At 71.2% G+C, this 17,165-nt stretch carries 14 protein-coding genes and 1 riboswitch; of the genes, 11 read left to right on the top strand and 3 right to left on the bottom strand.

The window, feature by feature from the left end; translation table 11 throughout:
* Positions 1 to 40 precede the first annotated feature (40 nt).
* A complete protein-coding gene (gene nadA / locus GBN72_RS18140) occupies positions 41 to 1,225 on the top strand; it encodes a quinolinate synthase NadA (RefSeq protein ID WP_151772900.1) in 1,185 nt (394 codons plus the stop codon).
* 277 nt (positions 1,226 to 1,502) lie between these two features.
* Here nadA and GBN72_RS18135 read toward each other — a convergent pair whose 3' ends face one another.
* Positions 1,503 to 2,897 (bottom strand): cysteine desulfurase/sulfurtransferase TusA family protein, encoded by a 1,395-nt coding sequence (locus tag GBN72_RS18135; protein WP_151772899.1) that lies wholly within the window; start codon positions 2,895 to 2,897, stop codon positions 1,503 to 1,505.
* A gap of 334 nt (positions 2,898 to 3,231) precedes the next feature.
* Between GBN72_RS18135 and ctaC the strand changes: the two genes are divergently transcribed.
* The 4 genes from ctaC to GBN72_RS18115 all read left to right on the top strand — a co-directional run bounded on the left by ctaC (position 3,232) and on the right by GBN72_RS18115 (position 7,749).
* Positions 3,232 to 4,191 carry an aa3-type cytochrome oxidase subunit II gene (ctaC, locus tag GBN72_RS18130; RefSeq protein ID WP_151772898.1) on the top strand — a complete coding sequence of 320 codons (960 nt, stop codon included), beginning with the start codon at positions 3,232 to 3,234 and terminating at the stop codon, positions 4,189 to 4,191.
* Positions 4,188 to 5,921, top strand: coding sequence for an aa3-type cytochrome oxidase subunit I (ctaD, locus tag GBN72_RS18125; RefSeq protein ID WP_151772897.1), 1,734 nt, complete (start codon positions 4,188 to 4,190; stop codon positions 5,919 to 5,921). The genes ctaC and ctaD overlap by 4 nt, the downstream gene beginning before the upstream one ends.
* A complete protein-coding gene (locus tag GBN72_RS18120) occupies positions 5,918 to 6,316 on the top strand; it encodes a cytochrome c oxidase subunit 4 (protein WP_151772896.1) in 399 nt (132 codons plus the stop codon). Before ctaD ends, GBN72_RS18120 begins: the two co-directional genes overlap by 4 nt.
* A 161-nt stretch (positions 6,317 to 6,477) precedes the next feature.
* Positions 6,478 to 7,749, top strand: a complete 1,272-nt coding sequence (locus GBN72_RS18115) for a L,D-transpeptidase (RefSeq protein WP_151772895.1) — start codon at positions 6,478 to 6,480, stop codon at positions 7,747 to 7,749.
* Between the two features lie 116 nt (positions 7,750 to 7,865).
* Here the strand turns inward: GBN72_RS18115 and GBN72_RS18110 are convergent, their stop codons facing one another.
* The gene (locus GBN72_RS18110; protein WP_151772894.1) at positions 7,866 to 8,267 is read right to left on the bottom strand and encodes a response regulator; all 402 of its coding nucleotides are present in this window, start codon (positions 8,265 to 8,267) and stop codon (positions 7,866 to 7,868) included.
* A gap of 210 nt (positions 8,268 to 8,477) precedes the next feature.
* On the opposite strand from GBN72_RS18110, the gene ctaE reads away from it, so the two are divergent.
* The 6 genes from ctaE (at position 8,478) to GBN72_RS18080 (ending at position 15,834) form a co-directional block, all read left to right on the top strand.
* Positions 8,478 to 9,098 (top strand): aa3-type cytochrome oxidase subunit III, encoded by a 621-nt coding sequence (gene ctaE / locus GBN72_RS18105; protein ID WP_151772893.1) that lies wholly within the window; start codon positions 8,478 to 8,480, stop codon positions 9,096 to 9,098.
* Between the two features lie 73 nt (positions 9,099 to 9,171).
* On the top strand, positions 9,172 to 9,981 hold the full coding sequence (gene qcrC, locus GBN72_RS18100; protein WP_151772892.1) for a cytochrome bc1 complex diheme cytochrome c subunit: 810 nt from the start codon (positions 9,172 to 9,174) through the stop codon (positions 9,979 to 9,981).
* Positions 9,978 to 11,048 carry a cytochrome bc1 complex Rieske iron-sulfur subunit gene (gene qcrA, locus GBN72_RS18095; RefSeq protein WP_151772891.1) on the top strand — a complete coding sequence of 357 codons (1,071 nt, stop codon included), beginning with the start codon at positions 9,978 to 9,980 and terminating at the stop codon, positions 11,046 to 11,048. The genes qcrC and qcrA overlap by 4 nt, the downstream gene beginning before the upstream one ends.
* Complete coding sequence (gene qcrB, locus GBN72_RS18090) at positions 11,045 to 12,685, top strand: cytochrome bc1 complex cytochrome b subunit (RefSeq protein WP_151772890.1); 1,641 nt, start codon at positions 11,045 to 11,047, stop codon at positions 12,683 to 12,685. The genes qcrA and qcrB overlap by 4 nt, the downstream gene beginning before the upstream one ends.
* Positions 12,686 to 12,892: 207 nt before the next feature.
* Positions 12,893 to 13,957 carry an anthranilate phosphoribosyltransferase gene (gene trpD, locus GBN72_RS18085; RefSeq protein WP_151772889.1) on the top strand — a complete coding sequence of 355 codons (1,065 nt, stop codon included), beginning with the start codon at positions 12,893 to 12,895 and terminating at the stop codon, positions 13,955 to 13,957.
* 126 nt (positions 13,958 to 14,083) lie between these two features.
* Positions 14,084 to 14,200, top strand: a riboswitch (SAM riboswitch).
* A gap of 254 nt (positions 14,201 to 14,454) precedes the next feature.
* Positions 14,455 to 15,834: an aminotransferase class V-fold PLP-dependent enzyme gene (locus GBN72_RS18080; protein WP_151772888.1), complete on the top strand. Its 1,380-nt coding sequence runs from the start codon at positions 14,455 to 14,457 to the stop codon at positions 15,832 to 15,834.
* A gap of 17 nt (positions 15,835 to 15,851) precedes the next feature.
* Here GBN72_RS18080 and GBN72_RS18075 read toward each other — a convergent pair whose 3' ends face one another.
* The gene (locus tag GBN72_RS18075; protein ID WP_151772887.1) at positions 15,852 to 17,042 is read right to left on the bottom strand and encodes a glycerate kinase family protein; all 1,191 of its coding nucleotides are present in this window, start codon (positions 17,040 to 17,042) and stop codon (positions 15,852 to 15,854) included.
* Between the last annotated feature and the right edge of the window lie 123 nt (positions 17,043 to 17,165).

Below are 17,165 nucleotides of genomic sequence, written 5' to 3'. Positions count from 1 at the left end.
CCCCGTCCGGGGAAGCCGCAGAACAGAAAGGGTGCGTGTAGTGACCACCGCCCAGCCTCAGGAGCTCGACGTCCAGCCGACGCCGCTCGCGCTGCTCCTCCTCGGCCGTGAGGCCGACCCCCGGAGCGAGCGGGGCGTCGAGTGCCCCGGCGACCTGCCGTCGCCGTCCGACCCGGACCTGGTGGAGCGCGCCCGCGCGGCCAAGGAGAAGCTCGGGGACAAGGTCTTCGTGCTCGGGCACCACTACCAGCGCGACGAGGTCATCCAGTTCGCGGACGTCACCGGCGACTCCTTCAAGCTCGCCCGCGACGCCGCGGCCCGCCCGGAGGCCGAGTACATCGTCTTCTGCGGCGTCCACTTCATGGCCGAGTCGGCCGACATCCTCACCTCGGACGACCAGAAGGTCGTCCTGCCCGACCTCGCCGCCGGCTGCTCCATGGCCGACATGGCGACGGCCGAGCAGGTCGCCGAGTGCTGGGACGTGCTGACCGAGGCGGGCGTGGCCGAGCAGGTCGTCCCCGTCTCCTACATGAACTCCTCCGCCGACATCAAGGCCTTCACCGGCCGGCACGGCGGTCTGATCTGCACCTCCTCCAACGCGAAGCGGGCGCTGGAGTGGGCGTTCCAGCAGGGCGAGAAGGTGCTCTTCCTCCCTGACCAGCACCTGGGGCGCAACACCGCGGTGCGGGACATGGGGATGTCGCTGGAGGACTGCGTCGTCTACAACCCGCACAAGCCGAACGGCGGGCTCACCGCCGAGGAGCTGCGGGCGGCGAAGATGATCCTGTGGCGCGGGCACTGCTCCGTGCACGGGCGGTTCAGCCTGGAGTCGGTGAACGACGTGCGGGAGCGGATCCCGGGCGTCAACGTGCTGGTGCACCCCGAGTGCCGCCACGAGGTGGTCGCCGCGGCGGACCACGTCGGCTCGACGGAGTACATCATCAAGATGCTGGAGGCGGCGCCGGCCGGGTCCAAGTGGGCCATCGGTACGGAGCTCAACCTGGTCCGGCGGCTGGCGAACCGTTTCGCCCCGGAGGGCAAGGAGGTCGTCTTCCTCGACCGGACGGTGTGCTTCTGCTCGACCATGAACCGGATCGACCTGCCGCACCTGGTGTGGACGCTGGAGTCGCTCGCGGACGGCAAGCTGGTCAACCGGATCCAGGTCGACCGGGAGACGGAGACGTACGCGAAGCTGGCCCTCGAGCGGATGCTGGCCCTGCCGTAACTCCTCGCGCCGCGTCGCGCGACGGCGGGGGCGGGGCGGGCCCGGCGCCCGCGCCGCCCCCGCCCGCCGAAGCGGGTCGGCGCGCGTACCGCGCCGGTCCGGCCCTCGCCGGGAGCGGAGCGCCACTACCGTGCCGGTCCGCCCCCGCCATGCGGACACCGCGCACCGTGCCGACCGGCGCCCACCCGTGCGGCCCGGCGGCACGACCCCGCCCGCGGGGCTGCGGCTGCCCGGACCCGCGGGGCCCCGCCGCCGCGGCCGGGGAGTGGCGGACGGCCTACCGCTCGCGGCGGACCAGGTAGGCGACCCCGCCCCCGGGGGAGGGAGCCTCCCCTTCGTACCGCTGCCCCCGCATCTCGCACCACGCCGGGATGTCCAGCCGCGCCGCCTCGTCGTCGGACAGCACCCGCACCACGCCCCCGACCGGCACGTCGCCGATGACCTTGGCCAGCTCGATCACCGGGATCGGGCACCGCCGTCCCAACGTGTCGAGCACCAGCTCGTCCGCGCCCGCCGCGCCCGCGCCGCGCCCGTCGCCCGCCGCCGGCGCCCCCAGCTGGGCCCGGACCGACGCGACCACCCGCGGCAGCACGTCGAGGAACGTCTCCACGTCCTCCGCGGGCGTTCCCATCGGCAGCGACACCCGCACGTTGCCCTCGCTCAGCACTCCCATCGCCCTCAGCACGTGACTCGGCGTCAGCGTGCTGCTGGTGCAGGAGGAGCCCGAGGAGACCGAGAACCCCGCCCGGTCCAGCTCGTGCAGCAGCGCCTCCCCGTCGACGTAGAGACAGGAGAAGGTCACGATCCCCGGCAGCCGCCGCTGCGGGTCGCCCACCACCTCCACGTCGGCCAGCAGCTCCGGAACCCGCGCCCGGATCCGCCCGGTGAGCTCCCTCAGCCGCGCCGCCTCCGCCGCGGCCTCCGCCCGCACGGCCCGCAGCGAGGCGGCCGCGGCCACCACCGCCGGGATGTTCTCGAACCCCGGCGCGCGACCCGACTCGCGTTCGTCCGACGGCCCCGGCGGCGCGAACCGCACCCCCTTGCGCACCGCCAGCAGCCCGACGCCGGACGGGCCGCCCCACTTGTGCGCGCTCGCCGCCAGCAGCGACCAGGCGCCCTCCACCGGACCCCAGGCCAGCGACTGCGCCGCGTCCACCAGCAGCGGCACCCCCGCCGAGCGGCACGCCTCGGCCACCTCGGCCACCGGCTGCACGGTGCCCACCTCGTGGTTGGCGGACTGCAGGCAGGCCAGGGCGGTGTCCGCCCGCAGCCGGCCCGCGAAATCGGCGGCGTCCACCGCTCCGCCCCGGTCCACCCCGACCCGGGTGACCGTGCCGCCGTCGGCCTCGTGCCGCTCGGCCGCGTGCAGGACACACGAGTGCTCGACCGATGACACGATCAGGTGGTGTCCGGCCCGGCGCCGTCCGGCCAGCGCGCCCGCCATGCCGGTGTGCACGGCCCGGGTGCCGGAGGTGGTGAAGACCAGTTCGTCCGGGCGGCAGCCCACCGCCTCGGCGGCGGCCTCCCGCGCGGCGTCCAGCAGCAACCGGGCCCGGCGGCCCTCCCGGTGGAGGCGGGACGGGTCGGCCCACCCCTCGTCGAGGGAGGCCTGGAGGGCCTGGCGGGCGACCGGGTGGAGGGGGACCGCGGAGGCGGCGTCGAAGTACGGCACGCCCGTACGCTACCGGGACGTTCGGCCCCGATTCGGCGAGACCGCGACGGCGTCGCGGGGCCGCCGCCGACGGCGCTCCTGACGGGCGAGAAGCCGTCAACCGGGTGAAATCGGCGCGCCGTCGCGGGTACAAGCGGACGACACCCGTCCGTGCGGCCACCCCTTCGGGGTGTCGGGCGGCGCGTTGGGGGACCCTCCTCGCGCGACCCCAAAAAGCGTCCAGTAGGGTTTGGTCCGCATAAACATCCAAACCCCTGCCCGACGCAGGACGGCGACCGACCAGCGTTAAGGCCGCAGCCAACCAGCGCGGGCGAGACTCTCGGGAAGGCGCTACGTGAGTCCCAACGGCTCCGACCGCTCGCCGCGGCGCCCGATGCGGCGGAAGCTGCTGCAGGCACTGACTGCGGGCCTGGTCCTGGCGACCGCGACTGGTTGCACATACGAGGACTTCCCTCGCCTCGGCATGCCCACCCCGACCACGGAGGAGGCTCCGCGGATCCTCTTCCTGTGGCAGGGCACCTGGGCGGCCGCGCTGGCCACCGGCGTGCTCGTGTGGGGACTGATCCTGTGGAGTTCGTTCTACCACCGGCGCAGCCGCACCAAGGTGGAAGTTCCTCCGCAGACCCGCTACAACATGCCGCTCGAGGCGCTGTACACGATCGTCCCGCTCATCATCGTCTCGGTGTTCTTCTACTTCACCGCCCGCGACGAGGCCAAGCTCCTCGAGACGGCGGACAAGCCCGATGTGACGGTCAACGTCGTGGGCTACCAGTGGAGCTGGGGCTTCAACTACGTCGAGAACGTCGACGGCGTGTCCGGTGACGCGAAGACCGACAAGAACCTGGACGCCATCCCGGACAAGTTCCGCAAGGCTTTCCCGGAGAACGCCGGCGGCGTCTACGACTACGGCATCCCCAGTACGCGGAACCCGCAGAACGGCGATCCCGGCCCGACGCTGTGGCTGCCCAAGGGCCAGAAGGTCCGCTTCGTGCTGACCTCGCGCGACGTGATCCACTCCTTCTGGACCGTCCCGTTCCTGATGAAGCAGGACGTGATCCCGGGCCACACCAACGTCTTCGAGGTGACCCCCTCCAAGGAGGGCACCTTCAAGGGCAAGTGCGCCGAGCTCTGCGGAGTCGACCACTCCCGCATGCTGTTCAACGTGAAGGTCGTCTCCCCCGAGCGGTACGAGCAGCACCTCAAGGACCTCGCTGAGAAGGGGCAGACCGGTTACATTCCCGCTGGCATCGGTCAGACGAGCCACGAGAAGAACCGGGAGACGAACGTACTGTGAGCATCCTCAACCAACCCCAGGGTGCCGCACCGGGCTCGTACTACCAGGACGAGCTCCCGGTCCGCGCCAAGAAGCCGGGCAACCTCGTGGTCAAGTGGCTCACCACCACCGACCACAAGACCATCGGCACGCTGTACCTGGTCACCTCGTTCATCTTCTTCTGCATCGGCGGCGTGATGGCGCTGCTGATGCGCGCCGAGCTGGCCCGTCCCGGTACGCAGCTGATCTCGAACGAGCAGTTCAACCAGGCGTTCACGATGCACGGCACGATCATGCTGCTGATGTTCGCGACGCCGCTCTTCGCCGGTTTCGCGAACTGGATCATGCCGCTGCAGATCGGCGCGCCCGACGTGGCGTTCCCGCGGCTGAACATGTTCGCCTACTGGCTCTACCTGTTCGGCTCGACGATCGCGGTCGGCGGCTTCCTCACCCCGCAGGGCGCCGCGGACTTCGGATGGTTCGCCTACAGCCCGCTGTCCAACGCCATCCACTCGCCGGGTCTCGGCGGTGACCTGTGGATCATGGGTCTGGCGTTCTCCGGCTTCGGCACCATCCTCGGCTCGGTCAACTTCATCACCACGATCATCTGCATGCGCGCGCCTGGTATGACCATGTTCCGCATGCCGATCTTCACGTGGAACGTGCTGCTGACCGGTGTCCTGGTCCTGCTCGCCTTCCCGGTCCTGGCCGCCGCGCTCTTCGCGCTGGAGGCGGACCGCAAGTTCGGCACACACATCTTCGACGCCGCCAACGGCGGCGCCCTGCTGTGGCAGCACCTCTTCTGGTTCTTCGGCCACCCCGAGGTGTACATCATCGCGCTGCCGTTCTTCGGCATCGTCTCCGAGATCATCCCGGTCTTCTCCCGCAAGCCGATCTTCGGCTACATGGGTCTGGTCGGCGCGACCATCGCGATCGCCGGTCTCTCCGTGACGGTGTGGGCGCACCACATGTACGTCACCGGTGGTGTGTTGCTGCCGTTCTTCTCCTTCATGACCTTCCTGATCGCGGTCCCGACCGGTGTGAAGTTCTTCAACTGGGTCGGCACCATGTGGAAGGGCTCGCTCTCCTTCGAGACGCCGATGCTCTGGTCGGTGGGCTTCCTGGTCACCTTCCTCTTCGGTGGTCTCACCGGCGTGATCCTGGCCTCGCCGCCGCTGGACTTCCACATCTCCGACTCCTACTTCGTGGTGGCGCACTTCCACTACGTGGTGTTCGGCACCGTGGTGTTCGCGATGTTCGCCGGCTTCCACTTCTGGTGGCCGAAGTTCACCGGCAAGATGCTCGACGAGCGTCTGGGCAAGATCACCTTCTGGACGCTGTTCGTCGGCTTCCACGGCACCTTCCTGGTGCAGCACTGGCTGGGCGCCGAGGGCATGCCGCGCCGTTACGCGGACTACCTGGCCGCCGACGGCTTCACCGCCCTCAACACGGTCTCCACCATCGGCTCGTTCGTCCTCGGCCTCTCCTTCCTGCCGTTCATCTACAACGTCTGGAAGACCGCCAAGTACGGCAAGCCGGTCGGCGTGGACGACCCGTGGGGCTACGGCCGTTCGCTGGAGTGGGCGACCTCCTGCCCGCCCCCGCGGCACAACTTCCTCACCCTGCCGCGGATCCGCAGTGAATCCCCGGCGTTCGACCTGCACCACCCCGACCTGGCGGCCTTCGACGAGCTCGAGAACCGCGACGTCGAGGGCGCTGCCCTCGCTGGTGGAAAGGAGGCCGGCAAGTGAAGATCCAGGGCAAGATGTTCATCTGGCTGAGCGTCTTCATCCTGGCCGTGGCGATCGTCTACGGTCTGTGGTCGAAGGAGCCGGCCGGCACCACGGCGCTCTTCCTGGCCTTCGGCCTGTGCATCATGGTCGGCTACTACCTGGCCTTCACGGCCCGGCGGGTCGACACGATGGCGCAGGACAACAAGGAGGCCGACGTCGCGGACGAGGCCGGGGAGCTGGGCTTCTTCTCCCCGCACAGCTGGCAGCCGCTGCTGCTGGGCCTCGGCGGCGCGTTCGCCTTCCTGTCGATCGCGGTGGGCTGGTGGCTGATGTTCTTCTCGGCCCCGTTCATCCTGGTCGGTCTCTTCGGCTGGGTCTTCGAGTACTACCGCGGTGAGAACCGCACCCAGTGACGCGGCCGTCTCGCTGATCACCCCGGCGCCCCGGGTCTCCGCACGGAGACCCGGGGCGCCGTCGTCCGTCCGGGCGCCGGTGCCCCGGGTGGCGGACGCGCCGTCACCCGGAAGGGCCATCACGCGCTGCCCGCATCGCGCCCCCTCCCTAGCGTGGTGTCATGAGCCATCACACGACCGCGCGCACCCGCCCCCGCACCGCCGCCGGCGTCCTGCTGGCCTCAGCCCTCGCGGCCACCACCGCCGCGTGCGGCTCCTCCGAACAGCCCCTCGCCGCCCCGGAGGCATACCAGGCCGCCAACGGGATCGCCCTCAAGGGCCCCATAGGCAACGGACGGAAGGCCGACCCCGACAAACCGCTGGAGGTCACCGCCGAGGCCTTCGACGGCCGGATCACCGACGTGACCGCCGTCGACGCGACGGGCCGCTACCTGGCCGGCGAACTCTCCGCCGACGGCCGCCGCTGGCACAGCACCACCCCGCTGGCCGGCAACGCCCGGTACACGGTGCGGGTGAGCACCGTCGACGAGGACGGCGCGGCCGGCCGCAAGGTGCTGAACTTCGCCACCGGGAAGCCGACCGCCAAGCACGTCCTGGACGTGAAGTTCGGCCCCAGGGCGGGCACCTACGGCGTCGGGCAGCCCGTCACCGCGGAGCTGAGCGTCCCGGTGCGCGGTCACGCCCAGCGGGCCGTCGTGGAGCGCGCCCTGCGCGTGGAGTCCACGCCCGCCGTGGCGGGGTCCTGGCACTGGGTGGACGACAAGGAGCTGCACTTCCGGCCCGAGGAGTTCTGGCCCGCCCACGCCACCGTCCGGGTGCGCAGCAACCTGGAGGGGATAAAGGTCGGCGACCGTCTCTGGGGCGGACGCTCCCGGGCGGTGGAGCTCACCATCGGCGACAAGGTGGTCGCCCTCACCGACGCGGGCTCGCACCGGATGACCGTCTACAAGAACGGCGAGGAGGTCAGGACCCTCCCGGTGACCACCGGCAAGCCCGGCTTCGACACCCGCAACGGCGTCAAGGTGGTGCTGGCCAAGGAGCGCTTCGTACGGATGCGCGGCACCAGCATCGGCATCGCCGAGGGCAGCGCGGAGTCGTACGACCTGCCCGTGCACTTCGCCACCCGGGTGACCTGGAGCGGCGAGTACGTGCACGCGGCGCCCTGGTCGGTGGGCTCGCAGGGGGTCGCCAACGTCAGCCACGGCTGTACCGGCATGAGCACGGAGAACGCCGAATGGTTCTTCGACTACGTCAAGGAGGGAGACGTCGTCGAGGTGGTCAACTCCGACGGCGACATGATGGAGTCCTTCGGCAACGGCTTCGGCGACTGGAACATGGACTGGAAGAAGTGGCAGGCGGGCTCCGCGCTCACCGGAGGGGCCGGGGGCCCCACGGCGGCGGACCGGGCGCGCCTGACCCCGCAGTCGCTCTGACGGCGGCCGGAGCGACGTCCAGGAGTACGCGCTGGAGCCCGCCGCGGGAGTACGCCGGAGGGGGTGGCGGGCCGGACCGGCCCAGCCACCCCCTCCGCCGTACGCGCGTGGCGGGCTCAGCCCGTCAGGGCCGCCCGGCCGCGCAGCAGCCCCGCGAGGGCGTCCGCGAACTCCACCGGGTCCACCGGCATGGTGACCGCCGAGTCCGCCCGGCTCCAGGTGGCCAGCCAGGCGTCCTGCGGGCGGGCCATCAGCAGCAGCACCGGCGGGCAGTGGAAGACCTCGTCCTTGATCTGGCGGCAGACGCCCATCCCGCCCATCGGGACGGCCTCGCCGTCCAGCACGCAGACGTCGATCCCGCCCTTGTCGAGCTCCCGGACCACAGCCTCCGGGGTGGCGCACTCGACGAACTCCACCGGCGGCACGTCGGCGGCCGGCCGGCGTCCGGCGGCGAGCCGCACCTGCTCCCGGGTGTTGGCGTCGTCGCTGTAGAGCAGCACCGTCGCGGTCGCCTGCATCCGTGCCTCCGCAAGATAGGGAACATCAGGTACCGATGCCGCGGATGCTACTCCTCACGACACCCCTCCGACACCGATCGGCACAGCTGTTCGCCAAGGCGCCGGAACGCCCCCGCGGGGCCGGTCGACCGGTCCGTACGGCCCAGTCGTCAGGCCCAGACACTCCGAACGGCACCCCCGGGAGTGAGGGCGGGATAAGCGACCGACATAATGTCGGTCGTGGCGACAGCAACGACAGTAGAAACCGGGCACGCGCACCCGTCGGTCAACCGGCCGAACCTCACCAGCGTCGGAACCATCATCTGGCTGAGTTCCGAGCTGATGTTCTTCGCGGCCCTCTTCGCGATGTACTTCACCCTGCGATCGGTTACGGGTACCGATCACTGGACGGAAATGGCCGACACGCTGAACTTCCCGTTCTCGGCGGCCAACACCACGATCCTGGTGCTCTCCTCCCTCACCTGCCAGCTCGGCGTGTTCGCCGCCGAGAAGGGTGACGTGAAGAAGCTCCGGGCGTGGTTCATCGTCACCTTCATCATGGGTGCGATCTTCGTCGGCGGTCAGGTGTACGAGTACACGGCCCTGGTGGCGCACGAGGGCCTGACGCTCTCGTCCGACCCGTACGGCTCCGTGTTCTACCTGACCACCGGATTCCACGGACTTCACGTGACAGGCGGCCTCATCGCCTTCCTGTTCGTCCTGGGCCGTACCTACGCGGCCCGGCGGTTCACCCACGAGCAGGCGACGGCCGCGATCGTCGTGTCCTACTACTGGCACTTCGTCGATGTCGTCTGGATCGGCCTCTTCGCCACGATCTACATGATCAAGTAGTCGGATCGGCCGCGCCGCGGCCGCTCCCATTCCAGAAGCATCGACGCAGAAGATCCTGACACCGGGGTAATCCGTGAAAAAGCTCTCCGCACGACGACGCCATCCGCTGGCGGCGATCGTCGTCCTCATCCTCGCGCTGGCGGCCACTGGGGGGCTGTACGCCGCGTTCGCGCCCGCGGGCGAGGCGAAGGCCGAAGAAACAGCCCAGTCCCTCGCCATCGACGAGGGCAAGAAGCTCTACACCGTGGGCTGCGCCAGCTGCCACGGCACCGGCGGTCAGGGCACGTCCGACGGTCCTAGCCTGGTCGGCGTCGGCGCGGCCGCTGTCGACTTCCAGGTCGGCACCGGCCGTATGCCCGCGCAGCAGCCGAGCCAGCAGGTCCCCAAGAAGAAGGTCGTCTACACGCAGGCCGAGATCGACCAGCTCGCGGCGTACGTCGCGTCCCTGGGCGCCGGCCCGGCGGTTCCGACCACCGAGCAGTACGACCCCGCGGGCGCCGACGTCGCCAACGGCGGCCAGCTGTACCGCACCAACTGCGCCCAGTGCCACAACTTCACCGGTGAGGGCGGCGCCCTGACCCACGGCAAGTACGCGCCCGACCTCTCCGATGTGGACCCCAAGCACATCTACCAGGCGATGCTCACGGGTCCGCAGAACATGCCCTCCTTCCCGGACACCGTCATGCCGGAGCAGGAGAAGCGAGACATCATCGCGTACCTCGACACGGTCAACGGCGACGACTCCGCGACCCCGGGCGGTCTGAAGCTCGGTGGCTTCGGCCCCGTCGCCGAAGGTCTCTTCGGCTGGGTGTTCGGTCTGGGCGCCCTGGTCGCCGTCGCCGTCTGGGTCGCCGCTCGGACCGCAAAGGCCAAGAAGTCATGAGTAGCCACGACATTTCCGAAGACAACCTGCCCCAGAAGCAGGCCCACGCACACGGTGCGCTGGGGGTGGCGGACAAGGACAACCCGTTCGCCGACCCGGGGCTCCCGCCCCACGAGCACCGCATCCAGGACGTGGACGAGAAGGCCGCGAAGCGCTCGGAGCGCATCGTCGCCGGTCTCTTCACCCTGTCGATGCTGGCGACCGTCGGCTTCATCGCCGCCTTCGTGGCGCTGCCGGTCGACAAGATCATCTACGTCTTCCCGCTGGGCCACATCAGCGCGCTGAACTTCTCGCTCGGCCTGACGCTGGGCGTCGCGCTGTTCGCGATCGGCGCGGGTGCGGTCCACTGGGCGCGCACGCTGATGTCCGACGTCGAGGTCGCCGCCGAGCGCCACCCGATCGAGGCCTCCCCGGAGGTCCGCGAGCAGGTGTTCGCCGACTTCAAGGAAGGCGTCACCGAGTCGGGCATCGGCTTCGGCCGGCGCAAGCTCATCCGCAACACGCTGCTGGGCGCCCTGACCCTGGTCCCGCTCTCCGGCGTCGTGCTGCTGCGTGAGCTGGGCCCGATGCCCGGCACCAAGCTGCGGCACACCCTGTGGTCCAAGGGCAAGCTGCTCGTGAACATGAACACCCACGAGCCGCTGCGTGCCTCGGACATCTCCGTGGGCTCGCTGACCTTCGCCATGCCGGAGGGCCTGCACGAGCACGACCACGACTTCCAGAAGGAGATCGCCAAGGCGGCCCTGATGCTCGTCCGGCTCGAGCCGGCGGACATCAAGGACAAGCGCGAGCTCGAGTGGTCGCACGAGGGCATCGTGGCGTACTCCAAGATCTGCACCCACGTGGGCTGCCCGATCTCCCTGTACGAGCAGCAGACGCACCACGTGCTGTGCCCCTGCCACCAGTCCACCTTCGACCTCGCCGACGGCGCCCGAGTCATCTTCGGTCCTGCCGGTCACGCCCTGCCGCAGCTCCGCATCGGTGTGAACGACGAGGGGTACCTCGAGGCGCTCGGCGACTTCGAAGAGCCCGTCGGTCCGGCCTTCTGGGAGCGCGGAGAATCATGAGTAATGCAGCCAGCAACGAGTCCTCCCGCTCCCGCGGGAAGGCCCCGGCCGGCGAGCGCGTAGCCGACTGGGCCGACGGCCGGCTGGGGATCTTCTCCCTGGCCAAGGCCAACATGCGCAAGATCTTCCCCGACCACTGGTCGTTCATGTTGGGCGAGGTCTGCCTCTACAGCTTCATCATCATCATCCTCACGGGTGTGTACCTGACGCTGTTCTTCCACCCGTCGATGGCCGAGGTGGAGTACCACGGCTCGTTCGTGCCGCTGCAGGGACAGCTGATGTCCCAGGCGTTCGAGTCGACCGTGAACATCTCGTTCGAGGTGCGCGGCGGTCTGCTGATCCGGCAGATCCACCACTGGGCCGCGATCGTCTTCCTCGCCGGCATGTTCGTCCACATGATGCGCGTGTTCTTCACCGGCGCGTTCCGCAAGCCGCGTGAGATCAACTGGCTGTTCGGCTTCCTGCTGTTCGTCCTGGGCATGTTCACCGGTTTCACCGGCTACTCGCTCCCGGACGACCTGCTCTCCGGCACCGGTATCCGCTTCATGCAGGGTGCGATCCTGTCGATCCCGGTCGTCGGCACCTACGTGTCGATGTTCCTCTTCGGCGGCGAGTTCCCGGGCACCGACATCATCGCCCGCTTCTACTCGATCCACATCCTGCTGCTGCCGGGCATCATGCTGGGCCTCGTAGTGGCGCACCTGATCCTGGTCTTCTACCACAAGCACACCCAGTTCGCGGGTCCCGGCCGCACCAACAAGAACGTGGTCGGCATGCCGCTGCTGCCGGTGTACATGGCGAAGGCCGGCGGGTTCTTCTTCCTGGTGTTCGGCGTGATCGCGGTCATGTCCGCGATCGCCACGATCAACCCGATCTGGAACATCGGCCCGTACCGTCCGGACCAGGTGTCGACCAACGCGCAGCCCGACTGGTACATGGGCTTCTCCGAGGGCCTGATCCGCATCATGCCGGGCTGGGAGATCAACTTCTGGGGCCACACCCTGGTCCTGGGCGTCTTCATCCCGCTGATGGTCTTCGGTCTGGTCATGGTCGCGATCGCGGTCTACCCGTTCATCGAGTCCTGGGTCACCGGCGACAAGCGCGAGCACCACATCCTGGACCGCCCGCGCAACGCCCCGACGCGTACCGCCTTCGGCGCCGCCTGGATCGCGCTGTACTTCGTGCTGCTCGTCGGCGGCGGCAACGACCTGTGGGCCACCCACTTCAACCTGTCGATCAACGCGATCACCTGGTTCGTCCGGATCGGCATGTTCGTGGTGCCGGTGCTGGTGTTCATCGCGACCAAGCGCATCTGCCTGGGCCTGCAGCGCCGGGACAAGGACAAGGTGCTGCACGGACGCGAGTCGGGCATCATCAAGCGCCTGCCGCACGGTGAGTTCATCGAGGTGCACGAGCCGCTCTCCCAGGAGCAGCTGCACACCCTCACCGCGCACGAGCAGTACAAGCCGGCCGAGATCGGCCCGACGGTCGACGAGAACGGTGTCGAGCGCAAGGTGAAGGCGTCGGAGAAGCTCCGCGCCAAGCTGAGCCAGGGCTACTACGGCGAGGGCAACCAGATCGAGAAGCCCACGCTCGAGGAGTTCAAGGAGATCGAGGCCGGCCACGGTCACCACTGAGTGCCCGTCCCCCGCGTGAGCGGGCCGATCACCCCGATCGCCGATTGATCAACTGATCGCCACGGCAGGAGCCCCGTCCGGCACCCGGACGGGGCTCTTCGCCGTCCGCGGGATCGATAGGGTGGGAGGTGCCCCGCGGACCGGGGCGCCACCCGTGAACCCGCGGCCCCGGGCGGGCCGCCGGACCGAGACGATCAGGAGCGGCATATGAGCGCTGTGACCCCCGCTGGAGGCGACACCGCGGCGGGCCGTTCCTGGCCGGCCGTCCTCAACGGCCTGCTGGAGGGCCGCGACCAGAGCGCCGACGACACCGCCTGGGCGATGGACCGGATCATGCGGGGCGAGGCCACCGACGCCCAGATCGCGGCCTTCGTGGTCGCGCTGCGGGCCAAGGGGGAGACGGTCGAGGAGATCACCGGCCTGGTGCGGGCCATGTACGACCACGCCCGGGTGATCGACGTGCCCGGCCCCGCCGTGGACATCGTGGGCACCGGCGGCGACGGCGCGAAGACCGTCAACATCTCCACCATGTCCGCGATCGTGATCGCCGGCACCGGGGTGAAGGTGGTCAAGCACGGCAACCGGGCCGCCTCCTCGGCGAGCGGGTCCTCGGACGTGCTGGAGAAGCTGGGCGTCAACCTGGAGCTGACCCCGCAGCGGGTGGCCGAGGTCGCGAACGAGGCCGGCATCACCTTCTGCTTCGCGGTGAAGTTCCACCCGGCGCTGCGTCATGTGGCTGCTGCCCGCAGCCAGTTGGGCATCCGGACCACCTTCAACTTCCTGGGCCCGCTGACCAACCCGGCACGGGTGAGGGCGCAGGCGATCGGTGTGGCCGACCTGCGGATGGCGCCCATCATGGCGGGTGTGTTCGCGGAGGCGGGCAACTCCGCGCTGGTCTTCCGCGGTGAGGACGGCCTCGACGAGCTCACCGTGACCGGCCCCTCCCGGGTCTGGGTGGTGCGGGACGGACAGGTGCGTGAGGAGGTCTTCGACCCGCGTGAGGTGGGCGTCGCGTACGCGCCGCTGGACGCCCTGCGCGGCGGCGACCCGTCCTACAACGCGGACGTCGCCCGGCGCCTCCTGGCCGGCGAGACCGGCCCGGTCCGGGACGCCGTGCTGCTGAACTCGGCGGCGGCGCTGGTCGCCCTGGAGCCGGGGGAGGGGACGCTCGCCGAGCAGATCCGGGCCGGCATGGACCGGGCCGCCGAGTCCCTCGACTCGGGCGCCGCCCGGCGGTCCCTGGAGCGGTGGGTCATGGCCAGCAACTCCTGAGCCGCCGACTCCGCAGCCGCCGGGGCGGGGCCGCCGGGGCGGGTCGGGGAACGTGTACGCGAGGCGTGGTCCGTATGGCGGACCACGCCTCGTGCGCGTGCGGCGGTTGTGGCAGGATGCGGGGCAGGTCACGAGTGACAGCCATCAGGCCCCGGCCGGCTGTCCGGCAACCCTCCGTCCGTGGCGGGGTGCCCCGGGTGAGGACCAGGCCGCAGACAGCAAGGTCTGTGGCAAGCGCGGACCCCTCCCGTGATGCCAGGGGTCCTGGTTGCCGAGGAGTCTTCCGTGAGCCGACGAATGCGCCGGGCCTGACCGGTCGGGGTCGCTGTTTTCCGCTGTTCGCCCCGCCGGGCAGGCCGTCGAGCCGAGTCCTACGCTCTTTCGTCCTCCCCCCTTTCTCCGTCCCGTCCCTGGTGGCCGGCGCCGGCGCAGGGCCGACGCACCGTCGGCCGCGCCCCCGCCCCCGGGGTACGCCGACGTGCTCACAGGAGTCCGCCATGCCGTTCGCCACCGCCGCCGCCGCCGCCTGCTCCACCGCCACCGCGACCGCCTGCACCGCCGCCGCCGTCACCGCTCCGGTCCCGGGGCCCGCTGCCGTCTCCTCCCTCGCCGAGCCGCTGCCGGTGCTGGGGCTGGACGTCACCGTGCCGCTGGCCTCCGGCCACCGGGTGCCGTACGCCGCGCTCGACCAGGCGGCCAGCGCGCCGGTGCTGCGCCAGGTCTGGGACGAGGTCGCCGAGTACGCGCCGTACTACGGCAGCGTGCACCGGGGCGCAGGGCACCTGTCCCGGCTCTCCACGGAGCTGTACGAGGATGCCCGGGAGACGGTCGCCCGGTTCCTCGACTGCCGCGAGGACGACCAGGTGGTCTTCACCCGCGCCACCACCGACTCCCTCAACCTGCTGGCCTCCGCCCTCCCGGCCGGCTGCCGGGTCTACGTCTTCGAGACCGAGCACCACGCGGCGCTGCTGCCCTGGCGCGGGGCCGAGGTGACCCTGCTGGACGCGCCGGGCGGCCCCGCCGCGGCCGTCGCCGCGCTGGAGCGGGCCCTCACCGCGCGGGAGGACGACGGGCCCGCGCTGGTCTGCGTCACCGGGGCGTCCAACGTCACCGGCGAGCTGTGGCCGGTGCGTGAACTCGCCGCGGTGGCGCACGCGCACGGGGCGCGGATCGTGCTGGACGCCGCCCAGCTCGCGCCGCACCGGCCGGTGTCGGTGCGGGACCTCGACGTCGACTGGGTGGCCCTCTCCGGGCACAAGCTGTACGCGCCCTTCGGCGCGGGGGTGCTGGCCGGCCGGGCCGACTGGCTGGACGCCGCCGAGCCCTACCTGGCGGGCGGCGGGGCCAGCCGCCAGGTCGTCCGGCGGGAGGACGGCGGCCTGGACGTCGAGTGGCACACCGGCCCGGCCCGGCACGAGGCCGGATCGCCCAACGTGGTGGGCGTGCACGCCCTGGCCTCCGCCTGCCGGGCGCTCACCGAGGCCAGCCCCGCGCTGCTCGCCGAGCGCGAGCAGGCGCTGCTCGACCGGCTCACGGAGGGCCTCGCGGCGCTGCCCGGCGTGCGGGTGCTGTCGCTGTTCGGCGACGAGGCGCCCCGGGTGGGCGTGGTGTCCTTCGTGGTGGACGGCCGGGACAGCGCCGAACTGGCCGAGCGGCTCGCCTCGTCCCACGGGATCGGCGTGCGGGCCGGACTGTTCTGTGCCCACCCGCTGGTGCGTCACCTGCTCGGCGGGAGGCGGGACGAGGCCGCGGAGTGCGGGGAGACCGGCGGATCCCCGCTGAACGCGGTCCGCGCGAGCTTCGGCGTCGGCACGCCGGTCGAGCACGTCGACCGGCTCCTCAGCGCGCTGGCGGACCTGATCCACGAGACCGCCTGACGGGCGGGGGGCGCCGGTCAGGCCGCCCGGGCGCCCGCGCCCGCGTGGACCCGGACGCCCAGCAGGACCATCCGCAGGGCCCGCTCGGTCGCGTCCGTGAGGTACTCCGCGCCCCGTCCCATGGCCTCGCCCAGCGTCACGGGACCGGGCAGGATCCCGCTGTAGGCGTCGATCCCCGCCGCCCGCACCTCGTGCGCCCCCTCGCCGAGCGTCCCGGCCAGCGCCAGCACCGGCCGCCCGTGCCGCTTGGCGCGCCGGGCCACCTCGGCGGGGATCTTGCCGAAGGGCGTCTGGCCGTCCAGCGCGCCCTCCGCGGTGACCACCAGATCGGCGCGGGCGAGCCGCAGGTCGAGACCGAGGGGGTCCATCAGCACCTCGAAGCGGGGCCGCAGCCGCGCGCCCACGGCCGCCAGTCCCGCGCCCAGGCCGCCGGAGGCACCGGTGCCGGGAGCCGCGCGCAGGTCGATCCCGGTGCCCGGCAGGTCGCGGGTGAGGACCTCGGCCCAGTTCTCCAGCCCCGACGACAGCAGCTCGACCTGCCCCGCCGTGGCGCCCTTCTGCGGCCCGAACACCCGGGCCACGCCCCGTTCGCCGCAGAGCACGTTGTGCGGGTTGCAGGCCACGACCAGCTCGGTGCGGGCCAGCCGGGGGTCGAGCCCCGAGGCGTCCACCCGGGCCAGCCGGACCAGCTCGGCTCCGCCCGGACGCAGTGGCAGCCCGTCCCGGTCGAGGAGCCGGGCCCCCAGCGCCCGCAGCGCCCCCGCGCCGCCGTCCGAGGTGCCCGAGTCCCCGCAGCCGACCAGCACCCGCCGCGCGCCGGCGTCCAGGGCGGCGCGGATCAGCTCGCCCACGCCCTCGGTGGTGGTCGCCCCGGGGTCCCGGGCGCCGGCCGGCACCAGCCGCAGCCCGGCGACGGCCGCCATCTCCACCACGGCCGTGCCGTCCGGCAGCAGCGCGAAGTGGGTGTCGAGCGGCCGGCCGAGCGGACCGGTCGCGCGCCGCCGCAGCAGCCGCCCGCCGCCGGCCGAGGCCAGCGCCTCCGCGGTGCCCTCACCGCCGTCGACCAGCGGGATCAGGTCGACCTCGGCGTCGGGCACGACCCGCAGGACACCCGCCGCGATCGCCTCGGCGGCGTCCCGCGCGGACAGGGACTCCTTGAAGCCGCTCGGGGCGACGGCGAAACGGGTGAGGGCAACGGGAACGGACATCGGGACTCCAGTCGGAGAAGGGAACGGCGGACAACGGAGGAGAACGGAGATCAACGGCGGACAACGGCGAGCAACGGAGAACAAAGGGAGGAGAACGGAGGAGCGGCCTGGGAAAGGGACCCG

Origin of the sequence: Streptomyces abyssomicinicus (genome assembly GCF_008974245.1) — a bacterium.
GTDB classification, from domain to species: Bacteria; Actinomycetota; Actinomycetes; order Streptomycetales; family Streptomycetaceae; genus Streptomyces; species Streptomyces abyssomicinicus.
Note: the sequence above shows the minus strand (reverse complement) of the source record. Positions and strands in the feature narration are given on the sequence as shown.

Coding starts and splice junctions, on each gene's coding strand:
- GBN72_RS18115 (WP_151772895.1), top strand. CDS start 6,478: ATGAGCCATCACACGACCGCGCGCACCCGCCCCCGCACCGCCGCCGGC.
- GBN72_RS18110 (WP_151772894.1), bottom strand. CDS start 8,267: ATGCAGGCGACCGCGACGGTGCTGCTCTACAGCGACGACGCCAACACC.
- ctaE (WP_151772893.1), top strand. CDS start 8,478: ATGTCGGTCGTGGCGACAGCAACGACAGTAGAAACCGGGCACGCGCAC.
- qcrA (WP_151772891.1), top strand. CDS start 9,978: ATGAGTAGCCACGACATTTCCGAAGACAACCTGCCCCAGAAGCAGGCC.
- qcrB (WP_151772890.1), top strand. CDS start 11,045: ATGAGTAATGCAGCCAGCAACGAGTCCTCCCGCTCCCGCGGGAAGGCC.
- trpD (WP_151772889.1), top strand. CDS start 12,893: ATGAGCGCTGTGACCCCCGCTGGAGGCGACACCGCGGCGGGCCGTTCC.
- GBN72_RS18080 (WP_151772888.1), top strand. CDS start 14,455: ATGCCGTTCGCCACCGCCGCCGCCGCCGCCTGCTCCACCGCCACCGCG.
- GBN72_RS18075 (WP_151772887.1), bottom strand. CDS start 17,042: ATGTCCGTTCCCGTTGCCCTCACCCGTTTCGCCGTCGCCCCGAGCGGC.